General features: G+C 69.4%; 15 protein-coding genes and 1 tRNA gene. 6 read left to right on the top strand and 10 right to left on the bottom strand.

Annotated features, from left to right (window positions below):
* Positions 1-95 precede the first annotated feature (95 nt).
* The 3 genes from gltB to pyk all read left to right on the top strand — a co-directional run bounded on the left by gltB (position 96) and on the right by pyk (position 7,695).
* The gene (gene gltB, locus AC4BGB_RS18985) at positions 96-4,628 is read left to right on the top strand and encodes a glutamate synthase large subunit (protein ID WP_490548554.1); all 4,533 of its coding nucleotides are present in this window, start codon (positions 96-98) and stop codon (positions 4,626-4,628) included.
* Between the two features lie 47 nt (positions 4,629-4,675).
* Entirely contained in the window at positions 4,676-6,142 is a 1,467-nt protein-coding gene (locus tag AC4BGB_RS18990) for a glutamate synthase subunit beta (protein WP_490548555.1), read from the top strand.
* A gap of 104 nt (positions 6,143-6,246) precedes the next feature.
* Entirely contained in the window at positions 6,247-7,695 is a 1,449-nt protein-coding gene (pyk, locus tag AC4BGB_RS18995) for a pyruvate kinase (RefSeq protein WP_490548556.1), read from the top strand.
* Positions 7,696-7,931: 236 nt separating this feature from the next.
* Here the strand turns inward: pyk and AC4BGB_RS19000 are convergent, their stop codons facing one another.
* The 8 genes from AC4BGB_RS19000 to AC4BGB_RS19035 form a co-directional block, all read right to left on the bottom strand.
* Positions 7,932-8,963 carry a serine hydrolase domain-containing protein gene (locus AC4BGB_RS19000; protein WP_171896708.1) on the bottom strand — a complete coding sequence of 344 codons (1,032 nt, stop codon included), beginning with the start codon at positions 8,961-8,963 and terminating at the stop codon, positions 7,932-7,934.
* A gap of 2 nt (positions 8,964-8,965) precedes the next feature.
* Positions 8,966-9,196: a hypothetical protein gene (locus AC4BGB_RS19005; RefSeq protein ID WP_139071059.1), complete on the bottom strand. Its 231-nt coding sequence runs from the start codon at positions 9,194-9,196 to the stop codon at positions 8,966-8,968.
* Between the two features lie 312 nt (positions 9,197-9,508).
* Positions 9,509-10,225, bottom strand: coding sequence for an ABC transporter ATP-binding protein (locus tag AC4BGB_RS19010; protein ID WP_490548557.1), 717 nt, complete (start codon positions 10,223-10,225; stop codon positions 9,509-9,511).
* Positions 10,222-11,163 carry an ABC transporter ATP-binding protein gene (locus AC4BGB_RS19015; protein WP_490548558.1) on the bottom strand — a complete coding sequence of 314 codons (942 nt, stop codon included), beginning with the start codon at positions 11,161-11,163 and terminating at the stop codon, positions 10,222-10,224. The genes AC4BGB_RS19010 and AC4BGB_RS19015 overlap by 4 nt, the downstream gene beginning before the upstream one ends.
* A 1-nt stretch (position 11,164) precedes the next feature.
* The gene (locus tag AC4BGB_RS19020; RefSeq protein ID WP_490548559.1) at positions 11,165-13,399 is read right to left on the bottom strand and encodes a branched-chain amino acid ABC transporter permease; all 2,235 of its coding nucleotides are present in this window, start codon (positions 13,397-13,399) and stop codon (positions 11,165-11,167) included.
* Entirely contained in the window at positions 13,396-14,370 is a 975-nt protein-coding gene (locus AC4BGB_RS19025; RefSeq protein ID WP_490548560.1) for a branched-chain amino acid ABC transporter permease, read from the bottom strand. The genes AC4BGB_RS19020 and AC4BGB_RS19025 overlap by 4 nt, the downstream gene beginning before the upstream one ends.
* A 99-nt stretch (positions 14,371-14,469) precedes the next feature.
* Positions 14,470-15,564: a branched-chain amino acid ABC transporter substrate-binding protein gene (locus AC4BGB_RS19030; protein WP_490548561.1), complete on the bottom strand. Its 1,095-nt coding sequence runs from the start codon at positions 15,562-15,564 to the stop codon at positions 14,470-14,472.
* Between the two features lie 347 nt (positions 15,565-15,911).
* Positions 15,912-15,998: transfer RNA gene (locus AC4BGB_RS19035), tRNA-Leu, on the bottom strand.
* Positions 15,999-16,048: 50 nt separating this feature from the next.
* Between AC4BGB_RS19035 and AC4BGB_RS19040 the strand changes: the two genes are divergently transcribed.
* Positions 16,049-16,759, top strand: a complete 711-nt coding sequence (locus AC4BGB_RS19040; RefSeq protein WP_490548562.1) for an ANTAR domain-containing response regulator — start codon at positions 16,049-16,051, stop codon at positions 16,757-16,759.
* Between the two features lie 19 nt (positions 16,760-16,778).
* On the opposite strand, the gene AC4BGB_RS19045 is transcribed toward AC4BGB_RS19040, so the two are convergent.
* The gene (locus AC4BGB_RS19045) at positions 16,779-17,513 is read right to left on the bottom strand and encodes a DUF554 domain-containing protein (RefSeq protein ID WP_490548563.1); all 735 of its coding nucleotides are present in this window, start codon (positions 17,511-17,513) and stop codon (positions 16,779-16,781) included.
* Positions 17,514-17,631: 118 nt separating this feature from the next.
* Here AC4BGB_RS19045 and AC4BGB_RS19050 point away from each other — a divergent pair, with 118 nt between their 5' ends.
* The gene (locus tag AC4BGB_RS19050) at positions 17,632-18,192 is read left to right on the top strand and encodes a GNAT family N-acetyltransferase (protein ID WP_490548564.1); all 561 of its coding nucleotides are present in this window, start codon (positions 17,632-17,634) and stop codon (positions 18,190-18,192) included.
* 60 nt (positions 18,193-18,252) lie between these two features.
* Positions 18,253-20,946 carry a DNA polymerase I gene (gene polA, locus AC4BGB_RS19055; RefSeq protein WP_490548565.1) on the top strand — a complete coding sequence of 898 codons (2,694 nt, stop codon included), beginning with the start codon at positions 18,253-18,255 and terminating at the stop codon, positions 20,944-20,946.
* Here the strand turns inward: polA and AC4BGB_RS19060 are convergent.
* Entirely contained in the window at positions 20,872-22,185 is a 1,314-nt protein-coding gene (locus AC4BGB_RS19060) for a lipopolysaccharide biosynthesis protein (protein ID WP_490548566.1), read from the bottom strand. The genes polA and AC4BGB_RS19060 overlap by 75 nt on opposite strands.
* Between the last annotated feature and the right edge of the window lie 3 nt (positions 22,186-22,188).

The raw sequence follows: 22,188 nt of genomic DNA on the forward strand, positions 1-22,188 counted from the left end.
GGGCCAATGTCGTCCCAGCAGCACACGCATGCTCACTCACCTCGCACCTCCCGTGGGTCACCCGGAGTGCGCCGATCGACGACGGGAGAATGCACATGCAGGCATTCCCGCCGCCCCAGGGGCTCTACGACGGGGCGCACGAGCACGACGCCTGTGGCGTGGCCTTCGTGGGCACACTCACGGGCGTTCCCAGCCACGACATCGTCAGCATGGCGCTGACAGCCCTGCGCAACCTCGAGCACCGCGGTGCCGCTGGCGCCGAGCCGAACTCCGGTGACGGCGCCGGGATCCTGATGCAGGTCCCTGACAAGTTCTTCCGCGAGGTCGTCGACTTCGACCTGCCGGCGAAGAACTCCTACGCGGCCGGCACCGCGTTCATCCCCGGTGACGCCGAGCAGGTCGCGAAGATCCGCGACCGCATCGAGGAGATCGCCGCGGAGGAGGGGCTCACCGTCCTCGGTTGGCGCGAGGTCCCGACCGACCCGTCCTCCCTGGGACAGACGGCCCTGGACTGCATGCCCACCTTCGTCCAGCTGTTCGTGGCGGCCACCGGCAGCCGGATCCTCGGCATGGGCCTGGAGCGGCTGGCCTTCTGCCTGCGCAAGCGCGCCGAGCGCGAGACCGACGCCTACTTCCCGTCGCTGTCGAGCCGCACGATCGCCTACAAGGGCATGCTCACCACCGACCAGCTCGACCACGTCTTCCCCGACCTGGTCGACGAGCGCGTCGAGAGCTCCATCGCCGTCGTGCACTCCCGCTTCTCGACCAACACCTTCCCGAGCTGGCCGCTGTCGCACCCGTTCCGGTTCATCGCCCACAACGGCGAGATCAACACCGTGATGGGCAACCGCAACTGGATGCGCGCCCGCGAGGCGCTGCTCGACTCCGACCTGATCCCGGGCGACCTCGAGCGGCTGTTCCCGATCGTCACCCCCGGCGCCTCGGACTCCGCTTCCTTCGACGAGGTGCTGGAGCTGCTGCACCTCGGCGGTCGCAGCCTGCCCCACGCGGTGCTGATGATGATCCCGGAGGCGTGGGAGAACCACACCGAGATGGACGCCAAGCGCCGTGCGTTCTACGAGTTCCACTCCGCGCTGATGGAGCCCTGGGACGGGCCCGCGTGCGTGGTGTTCACCGACGGCACCCAGGTCGGAGCCGTCCTGGACCGCAACGGCCTGCGTCCCTCGCGCTACTGGGTCACCGACGACGGCCTCGTCGTGCTGGCCAGCGAGGTCGGCGTACTCGACATCGATCCCGCCAAGGTGGTCCGCAAGGGCCGGCTGCAGCCGGGCCGGATGTTCCTCGTGGACACCGAGGAGCACCGGATCATCGAGGACGAGGAGATCAAGACCGAGCTCGCCGAGGAGCACCCCTACGACGAGTGGCTGCACGCCGGGCTGATCAAGCTCGCCGACATCGCCGACCGTGAGCACGTGATCCACTCGCACGCCTCGGTGACCCGGCGCCAGCAGATCTTCGGCTACACCGAGGAGGAGCTGCGCGTCCTGCTGACGCCGATGGCCAACACCTCGGCCGAGCCGATCGGCTCGATGGGCACCGACACCCCGATCGCCGTGCTCAGCGACCGGCCCAAGCTGATGTTCGACTACTTCGCGCAGCTGTTCGCGCAGGTGACGAACCCGCCGCTGGACGCCATCCGTGAGGAGCTGGTGACCAGCCTCAACGGCACCATCGGCCCCGAGGCCAACCTGCTCGACCCGACGCCGGCCTCGTGCCGGCAGGTGGTGCTGCCGTTCCCGGTGATCACCAACGACGAGCTGGTCAAGATCCGGCACATCAACCACGACGGCGACATGCCGGGGTTCATCACCCACGTCTCCCGCGGTCTCTACGACGTCAAGGGCGGCGGGGCCGCCCTGGCCGACCGGCTCGCCGAGATCTGCACCGAGGTCAGCGAGGCGATCGCGGCCGGAGCCCGCGTGATCGTGCTCTCCGACCGGCACAGCGACGCCACCAAGGCGCCGATCCCCTCGCTGCTGATGACCGCAGCCGTGCACCACCACCTGGTGCGCGAGAAGACCCGCACCCAGGTCGGCGTCATCGTCGAGGCCGGTGACGTCCGCGAGGTGCACCACGTCGCCACCCTGATCGGGTACGGCGCCGCGGCGGTCAACCCCTACCTGGCGATGGAGACCGTCGAGGACCTCGCTCGCGACGGCTACTACGTCAAGGTCGAGCCCGAGAAGGCCGTCGCCAACCTGGTGAAGTCGCTGGGCAAGGGCGTCCTGAAGGTGATGTCGAAGATGGGCGTCTCCACCGTCGCCTCCTACACCGGCGCGCAGATCTTCGAGGCCCTCGGCCTCTCCCAGGAGCTCGTCGACCAGTACTTCACCGGCACCACCTCCAAGCTCGGTGGCATCGGCCTCGACGTGATCGCCGAGGAGGTCGCGCTGCGGCACCGCACGGCGTACCCCGTCGGCGGCATCGCCCCGGCCCACCGCGAGCTCGAGGTCGGCGGGGAGTACCAGTGGCGCCGCGAGGGCGAGCTGCACCTGTTCGACCCCGAGACCGTCTTCCGGCTCCAGCACTCCACCCGGGCCGGCAAGTACGACGTGTTCAAGCAGTACACCGCCCGGGTCAACGGACAGGCCGAGCGGCTGATGACGCTGCGCGGGCTGTTCCGGTTCAAGGACTCCGAGGCCACCGGCCGCGAGCCGATCGACATCGACGAGGTCGAGCCTGTCTCCGAGATCGTGAAGCGGTTCTCCACCGGCGCGATGTCCTACGGCTCGATCTCCGAGGAGGCGCACACCACGCTGGCCGTGGCGATGAACCGGCTCGGCGGCAAGTCGAACACCGGTGAGGGCGGCGAGGACGCGGAGCGTCTCTACGACCCCGAGCGGCGCTCGTCGATCAAGCAGGTCGCCTCGGGACGCTTCGGTGTCACCTCCGACTACCTGACCAACTCCGACGACATCCAGATCAAGATGGCCCAGGGCGCCAAGCCGGGCGAGGGCGGGCAGTTGCCGGGCAACAAGGTCTACCCGTGGGTGGCCAAGACCCGGCACAGCACGCCGGGCGTCGGCCTGATCTCCCCGCCGCCGCACCACGACATCTACTCCATCGAGGACCTGGCCCAGCTGATCCACGACCTCAAGAACGCCAACCCGTCGGCGCGCGTGCACGTCAAGCTCGTCGCCGAGGTCGGGGTGGGCACGGTCGCCGCGGGTGTCTCGAAGGCGCACGCGGACGTGGTGCTGATCTCGGGTCACGACGGTGGCACGGGTGCCGCGCCGCTGACCTCGCTCAAGCACGCCGGCGGACCCTGGGAGCTCGGCCTGGCCGAGACCCAGCAGACGCTGCTCCTCAACGGCCTGCGCGACCGGATCGTGGTGCAGACCGACGGCCAGCTCAAGACCGGCCGGGACGTCATCGTCGCGGCCCTGCTCGGCGCCGAGGAGTACGGCTTCGCCACGGCTCCGCTCGTCGTCTCCGGCTGCATCCTGATGCGGGTGTGCCACCTCGACACCTGCCCGGTGGGAGTGGCCACGCAGAACCCCGTGCTGCGTGAGCGGTACGCGGGCAAGGCCGAGCACGTCGTCAACTTCTTCGAGTACGTCGCCGAGGAGGTTCGTGAGCTGCTCGCCGAGCTCGGCTTCCGCAGTCTCGACGAGGCGATCGGCCACGCCGACGTGCTCGACGCCGCCGAGGCGGTCAACCACTGGAAGGCCGCCGGGCTGGACATCTCGCCGATCTTCCACGTGCCCGAGCTGCACGAGGACACGGCCCGGCGCAACGTCAAGCCGCAGGACCACGGTCTCGACCGGGCGCTCGACGTCGAGCTGATCCGGCTCAGCGCGGACGCGCTGGAGAACGGTGAGCCGGTCCGGGCCCAGGTGTCGATCCGCAACGTCAACCGCACCGTCGGCACGATGCTGGGTCACGAGGTGACCAAGCGCTACCGGGGCGAAGGGCTGCCGGAGGGCACCATCGACATCACCCTGGTCGGTTCGGCGGGGCAGTCCTTCGGGGCGTTCGTGCCCAAGGGGATCACCCTGCGGCTCGAGGGCGACGCCAACGACTACGTCGGCAAGGGGCTCTCGGGAGGCCGGATCGTCGTACGTCCCGACCGCGCCGCCACCTTCGAGGCGTCCAAGCAGATCATCGCGGGGAACACGATCGCCTACGGCGCGACCTCGGGGCAGATCTTCATCCGCGGAGGTGTGGGGGAGCGCTTCGCCGTCCGCAACTCCGGGGCCTCCGTGGTCACCGAGGGCGTGGGCGACCACGGCTGCGAGTACATGACCGGTGGCAGGGTCGCCGTCCTCGGCAAAACCGGGCGCAACTTCGCCGCCGGCATGTCCGGCGGTGTCGCCTGGGTCCTGGACCTCAAGGACTTCCGGGTCAACAAGGAGCTCGTCGAGCTCGGCCCGGTCAGCGGCGACGCGGCCGGCGAGCTCGAGGACCTGGTGCGCACGCACCTGGAGGAGACCGGCTCCGAGATCGCCGAGGAGCTGCTCGCCGACTGGGAGACCGCGCTGACCAGGTTCACCGAGGTGATCCCGCGGGACTACCGCGTCGTGATGGAGGCCAAGGCGAAGGCCGAGGCCGACGGGCTCGAGGAGAACGAGGTCGCCACCGCGATGATGGATTCGCTACATGGGTGAGAGCCGGTCCGTGCCCGAAGTCACTGCATCAAGGAAGGTGCCTGCTCATGGCTGACCCCAAGGGCTTCCTCAAGAACGGCCGCGAGGTCGCCGAGCGGCGCCCGGTCGAGGAGCGCAAGCAGGACTGGAACGAGGTCTACCCCGGTGGGCCGGGCCGGGCCCTGCTGCCGATCATCAAGACCCAGGCCGGACGCTGCATGGACTGCGGCATCCCGTTCTGCCACCAGGGTTGCCCGCTGGGCAACATCATCCCGGAGTGGAACGACCTCGTCTGGCGCGACGACTGGGACGCGGCGATCGAGCGGCTGCACGCCACGAACAACTTCCCCGAGTTCACCGGCCGGCTCTGCCCCGCTCCGTGCGAGACAGCTTGCGTGCTCGGCATCAACCAGGACCCCGTGACGATCAAGAACGTCGAGGTCACGATCGCGGACCGCGCATGGGATTCCGGCGCCGTACGCCCCCAGCCACCTGAGTGGCTCTCGGGCAAGACCGTCGCGGTGATCGGCTCCGGCCCTGCCGGGCTGGCCACCGCGCAGCAGCTCACCCGCGCCGGGCACACCGTCGCGGTCTACGAGCGCGCGGACAAGATCGGCGGCCTGCTGCGCTACGGCATCCCCGAGTTCAAGATGGAGAAGAAGGTCCTCGACCGGCGGCTGGACCAGATGCGGCGCGAAGGCACCGTGTTCCGCGCCGGCGTCGACGTCGGGGCCGCGATGACCGGACCGGCGCTCCTGGAGCGCTACGACGCCGTCGTGCTGGCGATGGGCGCGACCGCTGCCCGCGACCTGCCCGCACCGGGGCGTGACCTCGGCGGCATCCACCAGGCGATGGAGTTCCTGCCGCAGTCCAACCGGGCCTCGCTCGGCGAGACGGTCGAGGGACAGATCAGCGCTGCCGGCAAGAACGTCGTGATCATCGGCGGCGGCGACACCGGCGCCGACTGCCTGGGCACCTCGATCCGTCAGGGCGCGAAGTCGATCACGCAGCTGGAGATCATGGACCGGCCGGGGGAGACCCGTCCGGGCAACCAGCCCTGGCCGACGTACCCGATGCTCTTCCGCGTCTCCTCGGCACACGAGGAGGGCGGCGAGCGCGTCTACTCGATCTCCACCCAGGAGTTCCTCGGCGACGAGGACGGCAACGTCCGGGCGCTGCGGGTCTGTGACGCGGAGTTCAAGGACGGCAAGTTCCAGGACGTCGAGGGGACCGAACGCGAGATCCCTGCCGAGCTGGTGCTGTTCGCCATGGGCTTCACCGGTCCGGAGCGCGAAGGACTCATCGAGCAGCTGGGCGTGGAGCTCGACGAGCGCGGCAACGTGGCCCGCGACAACGGGTACTCCTCCTCGGTCGAGGGCGTCTTCGTCGCCGGTGACGTGGGCCGTGGCCAGTCGCTGATCGTCTGGGCCATCGCCGAGGGCCGCGCGGCCGCAGCCGCGGTCGACACCTGGCTCACCGGCACCACGACGCTGCACGCGCCGGTCTCGCCGGCCGAGCGGCCGCTGACCGCCTGATCGACTGACCGCACCGATGCGTCCGGGTCCCCGGCAGGGAACCCGGGCGCATCTGGTGGGCGGTCGCCTTGGATCGTTCAAGTCCGGCCGGATAGGGTCGGCGGGTGCGAAGAGCAAAGATCGTGTGCACCCTTGGTCCGGCTACTTCATCCGCGGAACGGATCCGTGAGCTCGTCGACGCCGGCATGGACGTGGCCCGGCTCAACCTCAGTCACGGCACCTACGCCGACCACGAGCAGATCTACCGCCGGGTGCGGCAGGCCTCGGACGAGAGCGGCCACGGGGTCGGGATCTTCGTGGACCTCCAGGGCCCCAAGATCCGGCTCGGTCGCTTCCGGGAGGGGTCGACCCGGATCACCACCGGTCAGTCCTTCACCATCACGACCCGGGACATCGAGGGCGACAACGAGGTCGCCCCCACGACCTACCCCGGGCTTCCTGGGGACGTCGGCGCGGGCGACCAGATCCTGATCGACGACGGCAAGGTGCGCCTGCGGGTGGTCGAGGTCAGCGGGACCGACGTGCACACGGTCGTGGTCACGGGAGGGCGCGTCAGCGACCACAAGGGCATCAACCTCCCCGGTGTCCCGGTGAGCGTGCCGGCGATGTCGGAGAAGGACATCGAGGACCTGCGCTGGGGCCTGCACCTGACGGTCGACTTCATCGCCCTGTCCTTCGTGCGCTCGGCCGCGGACGCCGACGACGTCCGCAAGATCATGCGCGAGGAGGGTGTGTTGCTGCCGGTCATCGCCAAGATCGAGAAGCCGCAGGCCATCGAGAACCTCGACGAGATCATCAAGGCCTTCGACGGCTTCATGGTGGCGCGCGGCGACCTGGGCGTGGAGTGCCCGCTCGAGGACGTCCCGTTCCTGCAGAAGCGGGTGGTCGAGAAGGCGCGGCGCAATGCCAAGCCGGTGATCGTGGCGACCCAGATGCTCGAGTCGATGATCACCAACCCGGCACCGACGCGTGCCGAGGCCTCCGACGTCGCCAACGCGGTCCTCGACGGCGCTGACGCGGTGATGCTCTCCGGGGAGACCAGCGTGGGGGAGTACCCCATCGAGACCGTGCGGACGATGGCACGGATCATCAGCTCGACCGAGGACCACGAGCTGCACCACATGGCCGCGATCGACTGGCAGCCGAAGACCCGTGGTGGCGTGATCGCCAAGGCCGCAGCCGAGGTGGCCGAGCGGGTCGGTGCGAAGTACCTCGTCGCGTTCACCCAGAGCGGCGACTCCGCGCGACGGCTGGCTCGCTACCGGGGCCGGATCCAGGTCCTGGCGTTCACCCCCGAGTCCGTGGTCCGCTCCCAGCTCTCGCTGAGCTGGGGCGTGGAGACCTTCCTGACGGCGAGGGTCGAGCACACCGACGAGATGGTCCGCCAGGTCGACGAGCAGCTGCTCAAGATCGGGCGGGTCAAGGAGGGCGACCTCGTGGTGATCATCGCCGGAGCGCCTCCGGGCATCCCGGGATCGACCAACGCCCTGCGGATCCACCGGATGGGCGACGCGATCAAGGGCGTCGCGCCGGCGTACCGCCGCCAGCCCTGACGCCGACTCTGATCGCGGCCGCGCCGCCACCGCCCCCCTATGCGATTGAGGTGTGATAGTGCCGAGCATGTTGTGCCTCTGACGTCGGACGCATCGGTTAGTTGAGGCGATCATCCGTTGCATCCGGAGTCGTGCGCCGCAGGGCGGGAGCACGTGAATGCGCGGGATCCGTTGGCTGACTCCGCCGACTGCGACCGGTCGCTACTTCGCCGAGCTCTCTACCCACGTCAGGTCGGTCAGGCGGCGGCCGGGACGGGATCGGACCCGAATCCGGGTCCGGAGTCGATGATCTGCCCGAGCAGCTTGAGGCCGGGACGATCCACGGGTCGGTTGTTGGCGTTGAGGATCACGACTGCGGCGCCGTGTTCGGGGGCTATAGCCAGCAGGCTGCGATATCCACCCGTGCCGCCACTGTGGAACATGACTCGATGCTGGGTGCGGGGCAGGTTGGCTGCGATCCAGCCGGGATGGATCGCAGCTCGTGCGTTGATGCGGTGCGCGGTCGTGCGGTTGAGAGCGATCGCTTCGGCGAGTTCTTCGGGGGCGGGGCCGAGGTGGGCCCGCGCGAGCCTGAGCAGGTCGGGAACCGTCGAGTGAAGGCCGCCGGCACCGGCGAGGGCGGCCAGGTGCCACGGTGGGCGTGGTCGTCCCGTGCGGGAGTGACCGGGGGCCAACCGGGCTGCGCCTTCGAGATCGAGGACCACGCGGGTGTCTGTCATGCCCAGATGCCGGCAGATCTCGGCCTGGACGAGCGAGTCGTAGTCGGTCTCGGTGTGGCGTGCCAGGACGAATCCGAGCAAGCCGGCGCCGAGGTTGGAGTAGCAGAAGCGGGTGCCGGGCACCGATCGCAAACGGGTGCGCCGCAACCCGTCCATCAGGAGCTCGCCGGTGCATCCGGCGTAGGGGTCTGCTCGCAACAGGCCCCGTGGCAGGGTCCCCTTGGGAAGCCTTGGTAACCCAGAAGTGTGGGAGGCCAGGTGCCTCAGCCTGATGACCTCGCCGCCGCGCTGGGGGGCCGTGATGTCACGAGGTAGGAGGTCGCTCAGGGGTTGGTCCAGCCCCACGACGCCGCGCACGGCGAGCTGGGCCAAGGCGAGCGCGGTGAACGTCTTGGTGATGGAACCGATCTCGAACTGCGTGCCGGGATCTGCGCCGTGCACTGCGGACTGCCTGCCGTGCAGCGCACCCACCACCACGACACCACGCTGTCCAGCGCCGAGTCGTTGCGCTGTTCGTCCTGACAGATCGTCAAGGAGCGAGTTGATCATCGTCATGCCTCCGTGCGGCCGAACAGGTGCCGGCCCCCGTACTTCTTGTGGACGGCTTGCTTCGAGACGCCGAGCGCCTCGGCAATCTGCGCCCACGTGGTCCCTGACACGCGGGCACGGTGGACCAGGACCTCTTCGTGTCCTTCCAGTCGGCGGCGCAGCGCGGTCGCTTCGCGCAACGCTTGGAGGGGATCGGTGTGCTCGGTGATCCATGCAAGATCAACATCGGCCATGCGGTCAACCCTAGTTGACTTCTCTATGGTCGTCAACTTACGTTGACTGCCCGCAGCGGCACATCCTTCTACCGCGGTCGCCCGATTCGCTCGCCCCACGACACCGACGGGTTCGCTGACCGACTCGTTGCCTGGGCTCCCAACTGGTCGGATGGTTCCTGAACGCACTCCACGGCCGCCATACGGGCTCTGCCCGACCATTCCGCTCAGCGGGCATCCGCCCGACCATGCCGCGATCCGCGCGGATGGGACGCACCAGTCGGCCCGGAGGGCTGCCGCTATCACACCTCAATCGCTGAGGGGGGCCACCGCTCAGGCGGTGATCTCCTCGCCGAGGTAGGCGGCGCGGATGCGGTCGTCGGCCAGCAGCTCCTGGCCGGTGCCCGAGAGCACCAGCTCGCCGGTCTCCAGCACGTAGCCACGGTCGGCCAGGGAGAGCGCCTGCGCGGCGTTCTGCTCCACGATCAGCACCGTGACCCCGGTGGAGTTGATCTCGCGGACGATGTCGAAGATCTGGCGCACGATCAGCGGGGCGAGCCCCATCGAGGGCTCGTCGAGCAGCAGCAGCCGGGGCTTGCCCATCAGGGCGCGCGCGATCGCGAGCATCTGCTGCTCACCACCCGACAGCGTCCCGGCCAGCTGTGCCTTGCGCTCCAACAGCCGCGGGAAGTACTCGTAGCAGCGCGCGAGCACCTGCTGGTCGGGCCGCTTGAACCGGAAGGCGCCCATCTCGAGGTTCTCGGCCACCGTCATCCGGGGGAACACCCGCCGGCCCTCGGGGACGTGGCAGATGCCCAGGCTGATCAGGTCGTGCGCGGGCAGCCCGTCGATCCGGAGGCCGTCGAACCGGATCTCGCCGAGGGAGGGCCGCATCATCCCCGAGACGGTCTTCTGGGTGGTCGTCTTCCCCGCGCCGTTGGCGCCGAGCAGCGCGACGACCTCGCCCTCCTCCACATGGAAGGAGACGCCCTTGAGCGCGCGGATGGCGCCGTAGCGCACCTCGATGTCATCGACCTCGAGCAGGCTCATCGCTTCTCTCCTTGGGGGTCGGTGCCGGTGGGGGCGCCGGGCTCGTCGAGGACGGACTCGTCCACCTCGATCGCGTGGACCTCGAGGCCCTCGGTCATCGCCTGCGCCTCGTCCTCGGAGGTGCCGAGGTAGGCGGCGACCACCGCGGGGTCGCGCTGGATCTGCTCGGGGGTCCCCTCGGCGATCTTCTCGCCGAAGTTCAGCACGATCAGGCGGTGCGCGACCGACATCACGAGCTTCATGTCGTGCTCGATCAGCAGCACCGAGATGTTGTCCTCCACGTTGATCTTCTGGATCAGCGCGGCCAGCTCCTGCTTCTCCACGGGGTTGGTGCCCGCGGCCGGCTCGTCGAGGAGGATCACGCCGGGGTCGGTCCCGAGGGCGCGGGCGATCTCGAGGCGCCGCTGCTCGCCGTACGCCAGCGAGCCGGCGAGCTCGTTGGCGCGACGGGTGAGCCCCACGAACCGCAGCAGCTCGTAGGCCTTCTCCGTCGACTCGCGCTCCTCGCGCCGCTGCCAGGGCATCCCCAGCATCGCCGCGATCGGGCCGGCCTTCTGCCGGGTCTCGACCCCCACCTTGACGTTCTCCAGCGCGGTGAGCGCCGGGAACAGCCGGATGTTCTGGAAGGTGCGGGCCACGCCCATCCGGTTGATCACGTGCGTCTTCTTGCCGAGCACGCTCTGCATCGAGTCGCCGACCCGGGCAGCCAGGGTGATGGTGCCCTCCTGGGGGGTGTAGACCCCGGTGAGCGAGTTGAACAGCGAGGTCTTGCCAGCGCCGTTGGGCCCGATCACCGCCAGGATCTCGCCCCGGCGCATCTCCAGGGAGATGTTGCTCAGCGAGGTGACACCGCCGAAGCGGAGCGTGACGCCCTTGACGTCGTAGACGATGTCGTGGGTCGTCGCGCCTTCGGCGTGCTCGGGTGCGGTCGTGGTCATCTCAGCTCCCCTCGGCGGCCGGGACGACCGCGGGTTCGGCACTCCTGGGACGGTCGAGCCCGGAGAGCTCGGCCTTGCGGCGCTTGGCCGGGATGAGGCCGGCGGGACGGAAGATCATCATCAGCAAGATAACCGCACCGATCCACATCTGCCGGTCCTCGGCGGGGACCTGGTCCTTGAGGAACTCCGGCAGCCAGGTGAGTACGGCGGCACCGGCCATCGCGCCCGGGAGCGAGCCCATGCCGCCGAAGACGACGTAGGCCACGACCAGGATCGAGTTGTTCAGCAGGAAGTTGTCCGGGCTGATCACGCCGACCTGGCTGGCGAAGAACACGCCGGCCACACCCGAGGTGGAGGCACCGATCGCGAACGCCAGCAGCTTGACCCGCATCGTGTTGATGCCGGTGGCCTGCGCCGCCACCTCGTCCTCGCGGATCGCGGCCCAGGCGCGCCCGAGCCGGGAGTTCTCCAGGCGCGTGAACAGCAGCACGATCAGGCAGACCAGCACCAGCAGCAGGTACCAGTAGGGCAGGGAGTCCAGGCCCCACTTGAACGAGAAGAAGCCGAGGTCGATCTCGGGGTGCGGGATGTTGATCGCGCCCCGGGGACCGTTGGTGAAGCCGCCGGGGTTGTTGACCGCCGCGATCCGGATGATCTCGCCGAAGCCCAGCGTGACGATCGCGAGGTAGTCGCCGCGCAACCGCAGTGTGGGCGCACCCAGGGTCACGCCCGCCATCAGGCAGATCACGATCGCGAACGGGATCGCCGCGAGCGGCGGCAGGATCAGCCACTCCGGGGGCTTCACCGGCAGTGCCCCGACGAGGTACGCCGTGGTGTAGGAGCCGATCGCGTAGAAGGCGATGAACCCGAGGTCGAGCAGCCCGGCCCAGCCCACGACGACGTTGAGCCCGATCGCGAGCAGGACGTAGATGCCGATCTGGGAGACCAGCACGGACTGCCAGAACGGGGTCGCCATCGGCGGGTAGAAGAGCGCTGCGGCGATGACCACGAACAGGGCGACCTTGCCGAAGTTGGCCGAGGTCGTGGCCAGGTGGTCGGAGTCGCCGTCGAGCGCGGCCGTGACCACGACGTCGTCGGTCTTCTCATGGGTGGCCACGATCCAGCCCGCACCGGCGAGCATGGTGAAGACCGCGCACAGCAGCCAGCCACCGACGCCGGTGTTCTTCCACGCCTTGGTGACCCCGTCGAAGCCGGCCTCGGCGGCGACGGCGGTGAAGTCGTGCAGCACCATCAGGGTGATCAGCACCGAGGCGACGCCCAGCACCAGCGTCACCCAGCCGAGGTCGCGGCGACGCAGGTACGTCGCAGCGCCGGCGATGCCCACCGTGGCCAGGAACAGCACCCACACCAGCCAGCTGAGGTACGCCGAGGTGAGGCCGTTGATGCCGGAGCCGGAGAAGCGCGAGCTGAGGTCGAGCAGGGAGTCGTTGGTGTTGGTGGGGGAGAACCAGGACGCCCACAGCATCGACATCAGGCCGACCACGAGCCCGAGGACCACCAGCGGCAGGCCCGGACGCCAGGAGAAGACCTCGTCGATGAAGCCGCGGGTGTCGGCGACCTTGGCCGAGGACCGCGCCATCACCGCCGTGGACGTGGTGATGGTCAGGTAGCCGAGCAGGGCCACCAGGGCGCCCGTGGAGTGGTCGGGGGCGCCGAGGAAGTCCCGGACCTGGATCTGCGCGTACAGCCCCCAGAAGCCGACCAGCACCGAGAGGCCGGCGGTGGTCCAGGCGATCGTGCTGTTGCCCAGGACGATCGCGGCGGCGGAGAGGACGACCACGACCACCAGCAGGATCCAGGGGGTGCCGGGCACGATGGTGCCGAAGAACGCCCGGGTCAGGAAGTCCAGGGCCCCGGTGTCGGCCGAGGCCCTGGCGAGGGCGCCCAGCTTGCCACCGTCGATCTGCCCGCTGTCGGTCCAGCGCAGCAGCGCGTTGGCGGCGAGCACCGTGATGGCGCCCGCGGCCAGCGGACGCACGCCCGGGCGCTTGAGGTAGGGCTGGACGCGCGGCCAGAACGTCACCAGCAGGTAGACCAGTACGCCGATGCCGAGGAAGACGAAGATGCGTGGCTTGAGTACCGCCTCGCGGAAGGCGTACCCGTAGTCGCTCTGGCTGCCCTCGTGCTTGCCGATCATGAGCGCGAGGACGAAGCCGAGCAGCAGGCAGCTGCCCAGGCGCTTGAGGTGGATGCTGAGCTCCGATTCGCGCTTCATGCGGCCCTCCCGAGACGCTCGCCGAGAATGCCGGATGGTCGGAAGACCAGGATCAGGACCAGGACCACGAAGGCCACCACGTCGGTCCACTCCAGCCCGATCCAGGACTGTCCGCCCGACCAGGGGGCGGTGGGCACGAGGGCCTCGACCACCCCGAGGAGCAGGCCTCCCAGCATGGCGCCGCGGATGTTGCCGATGCCACCGAGGACGGCGGCGGCGAACGCCTTGACGCCGGGGATGAAGCCCATCGTGTTGAAGAACCCGAAGGCGGTGCCGAACAGGAATCCGGCCGCGCCACCGAGGGCGCCGCCGATGATGAACGTGCGCGCGATGGTGCGGTCGATGTCGATGCCCATCAGGGCTGCGGTGGGTGCGTCCTCGGCCACGCCGCGGATGCTGCGGCCCAGCTTGGTCTGGGAGACCAGCTGGTCCAGGAAGACCATCATCACGACCGCGGAGACCACGATGATCACCTGCAGGAGCGTGATGTGGACGCCCCCGATGTCGAGGAGACGCTTGTTGGCGTCGAAGTAGGAGGGGAAGAAGTTGTTCTTCTGCCGGTTGAACAGCTTGCCGGCGAGCTGGGAGAGGAAGAACGACATCCCGATCGCACTGATCAGGAAGGCCAGCCGGGGTGCTCCGCGGCGGCGCAACGGCCGGTAGGCCACGCGTTCGAGACCGAGTGCGACCACGGCGCCCACGGCCCCGCCGGAGACGAGGCCCAGCAGGAGGACCCCGATGACGCCGTACCAGGGCAGGAAGGTGTCGCCGGCCACCTGGTTGACCACCAGGTAGCTGCCGAACGCACCGGCCATGAACACCTCGCTGTGCGCGAAGTTGATCAGCTGCAGCACGCCGTACACGAGCGTGTAGCCCAGCGCGATCAGCGCATACATCGAACCTCGGGTCAGTCCGAGAACGAGGAAGTTGAGGAAGTCTTGCATTCGCCGGTCGCCCTCCCAGGCACACATGGAGCGGAATGGATCTCTTGCTCACACAAAGCGGTGCGCCCGCCGGAAGGCGCGCGCACCGCTTCGTGTCATGTCAAGTGCAGTTCTGACCCCGTGAGGTCAGCTCTGCTCCCGGATGTCTCCGACGACCGAGATCGCGCCGTCCTTCTGCTCGAACAGGTTGATCACCTGCGAGGACTCCTCCAGCTCACCGTTCTCCTGGAACTTGATGGTGGTGGTGATGCCCTTGTAGTCGAGCTCCTTGATCGCCTTGGCCACCGACTCACGGGTGACCTCGCCGTCGGCCTTGGCGGCCTTGATGGCCTCGATCATGGCGTTGGCAGCGTCGTAGGCCTCGGGGGAGTACGTGGACGGGTCGTCCTGGTAGGCCTCCTTGTAGGCCGCGGTGAAGTCCTCGGCACCGGGGGCCGTGACGGCGTCGAGGCAGCCACAGGAGAAGAACCAGCCGTCACCGGCAGCACCGGCACCGTCGGAGAACACCGACGACTTCACGCCGTTGCCGCCCACCGGGATCCCGCTGAAGTTGGCCGCCTTGAGTGCCTTGGCCAGCTTGACGGCCTGGGCGTCGTAGCCGCCGTAGAACATCGCCTGCGCGCCGGACCGGGCGACCTGGGTCGCGATCGGACCGTAGTCGTCGGTCTTGGCGTCGACGCCCTCGGAGATGACCTCGGTGCCGTTCTTCTTCAGCTGCGCCCGGACCTGGTCGCCCGCGCCCTTGCCGTACTCGCTCAGGTCGTCGATCACGAAGACCTTCTTGGCCTTCTTGGAGAGCCAGTCGGCAGCCTGGACGCCCTCGACGTTGTCGGCGGGGACGATCCGGTGGAAGGTGGTGAAGCCCTGCGCGGTCAGGTCGGGGTTGGTGGCCGAGGGGCTGATCAGCCCGACGTTCGCGTCGCCGTAGGTCTTGGCGACCGCCTTGGTGGGCCCGGAAAACGCGGGGCCGACGACGCCGACCACGGTGGAGTCCTGGAGGACCTGCTGAGCGGCCGAGGGGGCCTTGGACTGGTCGCCGATGTCGTCGGCCTTGAGCAGCTTCAGCTTGAAGTCGAGGTCGCCGCTCTCGTTGGCCTGGTTGATGGCCAGCTCGGCGCCCTGCACCTCGTTGATGCCCAGCTGCTGGTTGTCACCGGACAACGGGCCCTGGAACGCGATGGTGTAGGTGTCGCCGCTGCTGGCACCGCTACCGCCGCTCAAGCCCGAGTCTTCGTCCTTCTTCTCCGAGCTTCCGCAACCGGTGAGCGCGAGTGCGCCTACGAGACCGATGGCGGCAAGCTTCGCCAGGGGGCGAGTCCGCATGCAATTTCCTCCGTTGACCGGGGCCCTTGCGGGCCACGTGTGTCGGGCCTCGGACGAGACCGCTGCGAGAAGGTTTCTCGCAGGGGGAGGGAGTGTCAAGGATCACGGCCGTTCGTAGCCGAGTCGAAACATGAATGGTCAACTGGACTAACCCACTTCGACCTCGATCGGGAGGAATCGGGGCGCCCTGCGCGACCTCCTGGACCGTCCGGCCCTGCTGGAACAGGGGACGGGGAGGTGGTGCGTGGTGCCGGGTGTGGGACTTGAACCCACAAGTCTTTTCAGACGATGGTGTTTGAGACCATTGCGTTTACCGATTTCGCCAACCCGGCGTGACGAGCGCCAACGGTACCGGAGCCCGGGTGGCGCTAACCTCCCGCATGTGACCGTCACTCCGCCCGCCGTCCCCGGCCCGCCTCCCTCACGCCGTCCGGGTGCGTCGACGGGCCCAAGCACAGCGAGCCGGGAGACTGCGGGGACCGGTGGCCCGGGGGTACGCCGCCGGGTGGTGATCGCCGAGGACGAGGCGCTGATCCGGCTCGACCTCGCCGAGATGCTGGCCGAGGAGGGGTACGACGTCGTCGGCCAGGCCGAGGACGGGGAGAAGGCGGTCGAGCTCGTCGAGCAGCACCTGCCCGACCTGGTGATCCTCGACGTGAAGATGCCCCGGCTCGACGGGATCGCAGCCGCGGAGCTGATCGCGGCGAAGAGGATCGCCCCGGTGGTGATCCTGACTGCGTTCAGCCAGCGCGACCTGGTGGACCGGGCGCGCGACGCCGGGGCGATGGCCTACCTGGTCAAGCCCTTCGACCACACCGACCTGGTGCCGGCCATCGAGATGGCGGTCAGCCGGTTCCAGGAGCTGCGCCAGGTCGAGTCCGAGGTCGCCGACCTGACCGAGCGCCTCGAGACGCGCAAGGCCGTCGACCGCGCGAAGGGCGTGCTCCAGCAGAGCCTCGGGCTCAGCGAGCCGGAGGCGTTCCGCTGGATCCAGAAGACCGCGATGGACCTGCGGCTCTCGATGCGCCAGGTCGCCGACGGCGTCGTCTCCCACGGCCCGGACATGGGGAACGCCTCCGCTCCTGGCGAGTGATGCCGGAGCTGGCCGCCCCTCAGCGGAGCGCGATCACCAGCTCGGTGAGCAGCGGGGCGACCAGTAGTGCCGGGAGCAGGTCGGCGACCTTGACCTGCTTGAGGTCGAGCAGGCGCAGGGCGACCCCGACGAGGAGCAGGCCGCCGGTGGCCGTGAGCGCGCTGAGGTGGGCGTCGGGCACGAAGCTGCCGAGCCCGGCTCCCAGGGCGGTGAGGCTGCCCTGGATCGCGATCAGCGCCAGGACGCTGGCCGCGACGCCCCAGCCGAAGGAGGCCGCGAACGCGATCGAGGCGAAGCCGTCGAGGGCCGACTTGAGCAGCAGCTGGTCCGCACCGTTGCCGAGCCCCTCGTTGATCGAGCCCAAGATCGTCAGCGGACCGACGCAGAAGACCAGCGAGCTGATCACGAAACCCTGGATGAACCGCTCCCGCGCCTCGCTCCCGCCGCCGGCCCCGAAGCGGCGTACGGCGGCACGCTGCAGCAGCCCGCCGAAACCCTCCAGCCGGTCCTCGATCCGGAGCAGCGACCCGGTGATCCCCCCGATGAGCACGGCCCCGAGGACGATCAGCATGGGTGCCGAGGAGCCGACCGCGTCGCTGAGCACCTCGTCGCCCACGGCCATGGCCGAGGTGCCGGCGATGAGCAGGGTGACCAGGCCCAGACCGTCGGTGACCACCTTGCGCGTGCGCTCGGGCAGACGGTGTCCCACGAGTACGCCGACCGTGCTGCCGATGAGCACCGTGACAACGTTCACGGCCGTACCGATTCCGGGGAGCACCCAATCTCCTTTAGTGTTCATCCAAAGCGGCGTCAGTCTCTCACCGTCGCCGCAGATCATGTCCGGTCACAGCGACAGCAGGGAAGGGGCATCCATGGCGCGCCAACCCCCGCAGATCCGTGACGCGTGCCCTGACGACGCCGACGCCCTCATCAAGATCTGGTGCGTGACGCCGCGTCCGGGAGGGCACCCCGGAAGGACGCTGGAGGACGCCGAGCGCGCCCTGGCCACCGTGGCTGCCGACCCGGACCAGCGTCTGCTCGTCGCAGAGCACGAGGGCCGCATCGTGGCGGCGGTCAAGCTCTCCCGTGGCCCGGTCTCCCCGTTGTCGATGGAGTCGGCCGTGCACACCTCCTACCTCGTCGTCTCGCAGCCCTTCCGGCGGCACGGCTACGCCCACGCCCTGCTGGAGGCCGCCGTGACCTGGGCCGAGGAGAAGGACATCCACGAGATCACCGCGATCACCGACGGCAACCGGGAGACCAACCGCTTCTTCGCCCGGCTCGGGCTGGTCACGCTCGGGACGGTGCGCCACTCAAGCGTCGCCGGGCTGCGCAAGAAGCTCACCCCCGAGCGCGGGCAGCGCGGCAACCGGCACCTCGTCGAGGTGCTGGCCCAGCGTCGCTCCATGCGTCGTCGCCAGGACACCGCCTGAGCCTGGCCGGACTGCCCTCCGCCGAGCCACCTGTCGGCGTCAACCGTTAGGGTCGAATCCGTGCCAGCGTCGCCTTCCACCCCCGTCCGTCCCCGCCTCCTCCTGCTCGACGGTCACTCGCTGGCCTACCGAGCCTTCTACGCGCTGCCGGTGGAGAACTTCTCCACCACGACCGGGCAGCACACGAACGCGGTCTACGGCTTCACCGCGATGCTGATCAACGTGCTCCGCGACGAGCAGCCGACCCACCTCGCGGTCGCCTTCGACGTCTCGCGGGCGACCTTCCGCGCCGACGCGTACGCCGACTACAAGGCCAACCGGGCGAAGTCCCCCGACGAGTTCCAGGGCCAGGTGTCGCTGATCAAGGAGGTGCTCAACGCCCTGCGCGTCCCCTTCATCGAGAAGGTCGGCTTCGAGGCCGACGACATCATCGGCACGCTCGCGACGCAGGCGACTGCCGAGGGCTTCGAGGTCCTGATCTGCTCCGGAGACCGCGACTCCTTCCAGCTGGTCAACGACACCACCACGGTCATCTACCCGATGCGCGGCGTCTCGGAGATGAAGCGGATGACGCCTGCCGCCGTGGAGGAGCGCTACGGCCTGCCGCCCGCCCGCTACCCCGAGCTGGCCGCCCTGGTCGGCGAGACCTCCGACAACCTGCCCGGCGTGCCCGGGGTCGGTCCCAAGACCGCCGCGAAGTGGATCACGCTCTACGACGGCCTGGAGAACGTCGTGAACCGCGCGGAGGAGATCAAGGGGAAGGCCGGCGAGAGCCTGCGCGAGCACCTTGACGACGTGATCAGGAACCGCCAGCTCAACGCGCTGGTGTGCGACCTCGACCTCCCGCTCGCCCCCGGTGACCTGGCGATCCAGCCGTGGGACCGCCAGGAGGTGCACACCCTCTTCGACGGCCTCGAGTTCCGGGTGCTGCGCGACCGGCTCTTCGAGACGCTGCAGTCCGAGGAGGAGATCGACGACTCCGGCTTCGCCCTGGACATGACCCGCCTTGCGCCCGGCCAGGTGGCCGACTGGCTTGCTGAGCACGCCCGCACCGGCGAGCGGGTCGGCGTCCACCTCGAGGGCACGTGGGGCTCGGGCACCGGCGACGTGCTGGGACTCGCCCTCGCCACCACCGAGGGCGCCGCCGCCCACGTCGCGACCGAGGGCATCACCCCCGAGGACGACGCCGCGCTGGTCTCCTGGCTCGGCGACCCCGGGCAGCCGAAGGTGCTCCACGACGCGAAGGGCCCGATGCTGGCCCTGGCCGCCCGCGGGTGGCCGCTGCTGGGGCTCGAGCGCGACACGGCGCTCTCGGCCTACCTCGCCCGTCCCGACCAGCGTTCCTACGACCTCGCCGACCTCACCGTGCGCTACCTCAAGCGCGAGCTGCGGCAGGGGACCACCGACGACGGGCAGCTCAGCCTGGACGGGATCGAGGAGGACACCACCGCCGACACCGCGATGCTGCACGCGAGCGCGGTGCTCGACCTGGCCACCGCCCTCGACCTCGAGCTGGACGAGCGCGGCGGCACCGGGCTGCTGACCAAGGTCGAGCTGCCCCTGATCGACGTGCTCGCCCGGATGGAGCAGACCGGCATCGCCGTCGACCATGATCTCCTCAGCGAGCTCGAGGAGGGCTTCGCGGTGCGCGTGCGCGAGGCCGCTGATGCGGCGTACGCCGTGATCGGCAAGGAGGTCAACCTCGGCTCGCCCAAGCAGCTCCAGGTGATCCTCTTCGACGAGCTCGAGATGCCCAAGACCAAGCGCACGAAGACCGGCTACACCACCGACGCCGACGCGCTGCAGAGCCTCTACGAGAAGACCGGGCACGCGTTCCTCGAGCACCTGCTCGAGCACCGCGACGCGATCCGGCTGCGCCAGACCGTCCAGGGCCTGCTCAAGACTGTTGCGGAGGACGGCCGGATCCACACCACGTTCAACCAGCTGATCGCGGCCACCGGACGGCTCTCGAGCACCGACCCCAACCTGCAGAACATCCCGGTGCGCACCGAGGCCGGACGGCGCATCCGCGAGGGGTTCGTCGTGGGTCCCGGCTTCTCCGAGCTGCTCACGGCCGACTACTCGCAGATCGAGATGCGGATCATGGCGCACCTGTCCGGGGACGCCGCCCTGATCGAGGCGTTCCGCTCCGGTCACGACTTCCACTCCGTGACCGCTGCCCGGGTCTTCGGCGTCGATCCTGGCGAGGTCACCGGTGAGATGCGCGCCAAGATCAAGGCGATGAACTACGGCCTCGCCTACGGGCTGTCCGCGTTCGGTCTCTCCCAGCAGCTGCGCATCGACACCAGCGAGGCGCGCGGTCTGATGGAGGAGTACTTCGAGACCTTCGGCGGCGTGCGCGACTACCTCGCGAGCATCGTGGACGAGGCGCGGCGTACCGGCTTCACCGAGACGATCCTCGGGCGCCGGCGCTACCTGCCGGACCTGACCAGCGACAACCGCCAGCGCCGGGAGATGGCCGAGCGGATGGCGCTGAACGCCCCGATCCAGGGTTCCGCGGCCGACCTGATCAAGGTCGCCATGCTCAACGTCGACGGTGCGCTGCGCGAGCAGCAGCTGGGGTCGCGGATGCTGCTGCAGGTGCACGACGAGCTCGTCTTCGAGGTCGCCGAGGGGGAGCGCGCGGCCCTCGAGGCGCTGGTGCGCGAGCAGATGGCCTCAGCTGCCGACCTGACCGTGCCCCTCGACGTCTCTGTCGGCACCGGTCCCAGCTGGCACGCCGCCGCCCACTGAGGCGGGCCCCGAGCCGTCCACATCCACACCGGCCGGGGGCAGCGCCCGCAGCGCGGCCACCGCGAGCAGGGTGAGCAGGAGCGCTACGTCGACGGCGAGCACCAGCACGACCAGCTCAGCGACCGAGTGGGCCAGCTGCCCCAGGGCGACGACGGACAGCAGGGCGACCCAGACCAGGAGCACCGCGCGCCGGGCCTGGCGGGCCAGCACGCTGTAGATCAGCAGCTGCAGCATCGAGAGCACGGTGCCGAGCAGGGCGAACACCCACAGCTGGTCGCGGATCGCTGAGTACTGCTCACCACCGATGAAGGCCACCGCCAGCCCGGAGAGCACCAGAACGCCCAGCGAGGCCGCAGCGCCGAGCAGCACGACGACGGCAAGGCTCTTGAACAGCGTGGCCTTGGCAGCGGAGGCGTCGGCCATGGAGGGGAACGCCAGCACCACCACGAACTGGGGGAGGAAGAGCACCGCCTTGACCAGGATCAGCCCGCCGGCGTACAGACCGGCGTCGTGGGCGTCGAGCACGTTGCGTGCCACCAGGATGTCGACGTTGGAGAGCGCGAAGAAGGCAAGCAGCGCGATCGAGTTGTGGAACGTCTCGCGCCACATGGCGCCCGCGGAGTGGTCCGGTGAGAGGTCACCGGTCTCGCGCGGGTGGCGCAGGGCGAACCAGCCCACGAGCACGGGCACGTAGGCGGCCAGGGCCACCCCGGCGAGCGCCACGAGCTCGGTGGGCCGCCACAGGATCAGCGCCGTGCCGATCAGGAGCCGGGGAACACCGGCACCGATATAGATGAGCGCGAGCGCCGCCCACCGGCGCTCGCCCTGGAGGATGCCCGCCTGGGCGCCCATCAGGGTGAGCGGAGCGGCGGCGAACGCGAGGAGTGCAGCGGTCCCGAGGCTGTCCAGGTGCACGAGCGCGTTGATCGCCGGCGACATCACCAGGCAGGCCACGAGCACACCGGCCGCAGCCCGGGTCCCGACCCGCAGGATGACGCTCTCGATCTGCTGGACGTTGCCCGGCGTGGAGGCGATCCGCCGCGCGGCGGTGGCCTGGAGGGCGAGCGCTACGACGTTGACGACCAGGAGCAGCCCCATCACCGCGGCGAGGGCGCCGTAGTCGCGTGGGCCGAGCAGGCGTGCGGCGATGATCGTGAAGCCGTACGTCGCCACGTTCATCACGCCCATCGCGACCGCGATGACCATGCCGCCGCGCAGGATCGTGGGCTGCTTCTTCACAGC

This window comes from Nocardioides sp. Z30_9 (assembly GCF_058215735.1).

Bases quoted from the DNA above. Each gene is read 5' to 3' on its own strand.
- AC4BGB_RS19000 (WP_171896708.1), bottom strand. From the start codon at position 8,963: ATGATCAACTCGCTCCTTGACGATCTGTCAGGACGAACAGCGCAACGA.
- AC4BGB_RS19025 (WP_490548560.1), bottom strand. From the start codon at position 14,370: ATGTGTGCCTGGGAGGGCGACCGGCGAATGCAAGACTTCCTCAACTTC.
- AC4BGB_RS19050 (WP_490548564.1), top strand. From the start codon at position 17,632: ATGGCGCGCCAACCCCCGCAGATCCGTGACGCGTGCCCTGACGACGCC.
- AC4BGB_RS18990 (WP_490548555.1), top strand. From the start codon at position 4,676: ATGGCTGACCCCAAGGGCTTCCTCAAGAACGGCCGCGAGGTCGCCGAG.
- AC4BGB_RS19005 (WP_139071059.1), bottom strand. From the start codon at position 9,196: ATGGCCGATGTTGATCTTGCATGGATCACCGAGCACACCGATCCCCTC.
- AC4BGB_RS19020 (WP_490548559.1), bottom strand. From the start codon at position 13,399: ATGAAGCGCGAATCGGAGCTCAGCATCCACCTCAAGCGCCTGGGCAGC.
- AC4BGB_RS19015 (WP_490548558.1), bottom strand. From the start codon at position 11,163: ATGACCACGACCGCACCCGAGCACGCCGAAGGCGCGACGACCCACGAC.
- gltB (WP_490548554.1), top strand. From the start codon at position 96: ATGCAGGCATTCCCGCCGCCCCAGGGGCTCTACGACGGGGCGCACGAG.
- AC4BGB_RS19010 (WP_490548557.1), bottom strand. From the start codon at position 10,225: ATGAGCCTGCTCGAGGTCGATGACATCGAGGTGCGCTACGGCGCCATC.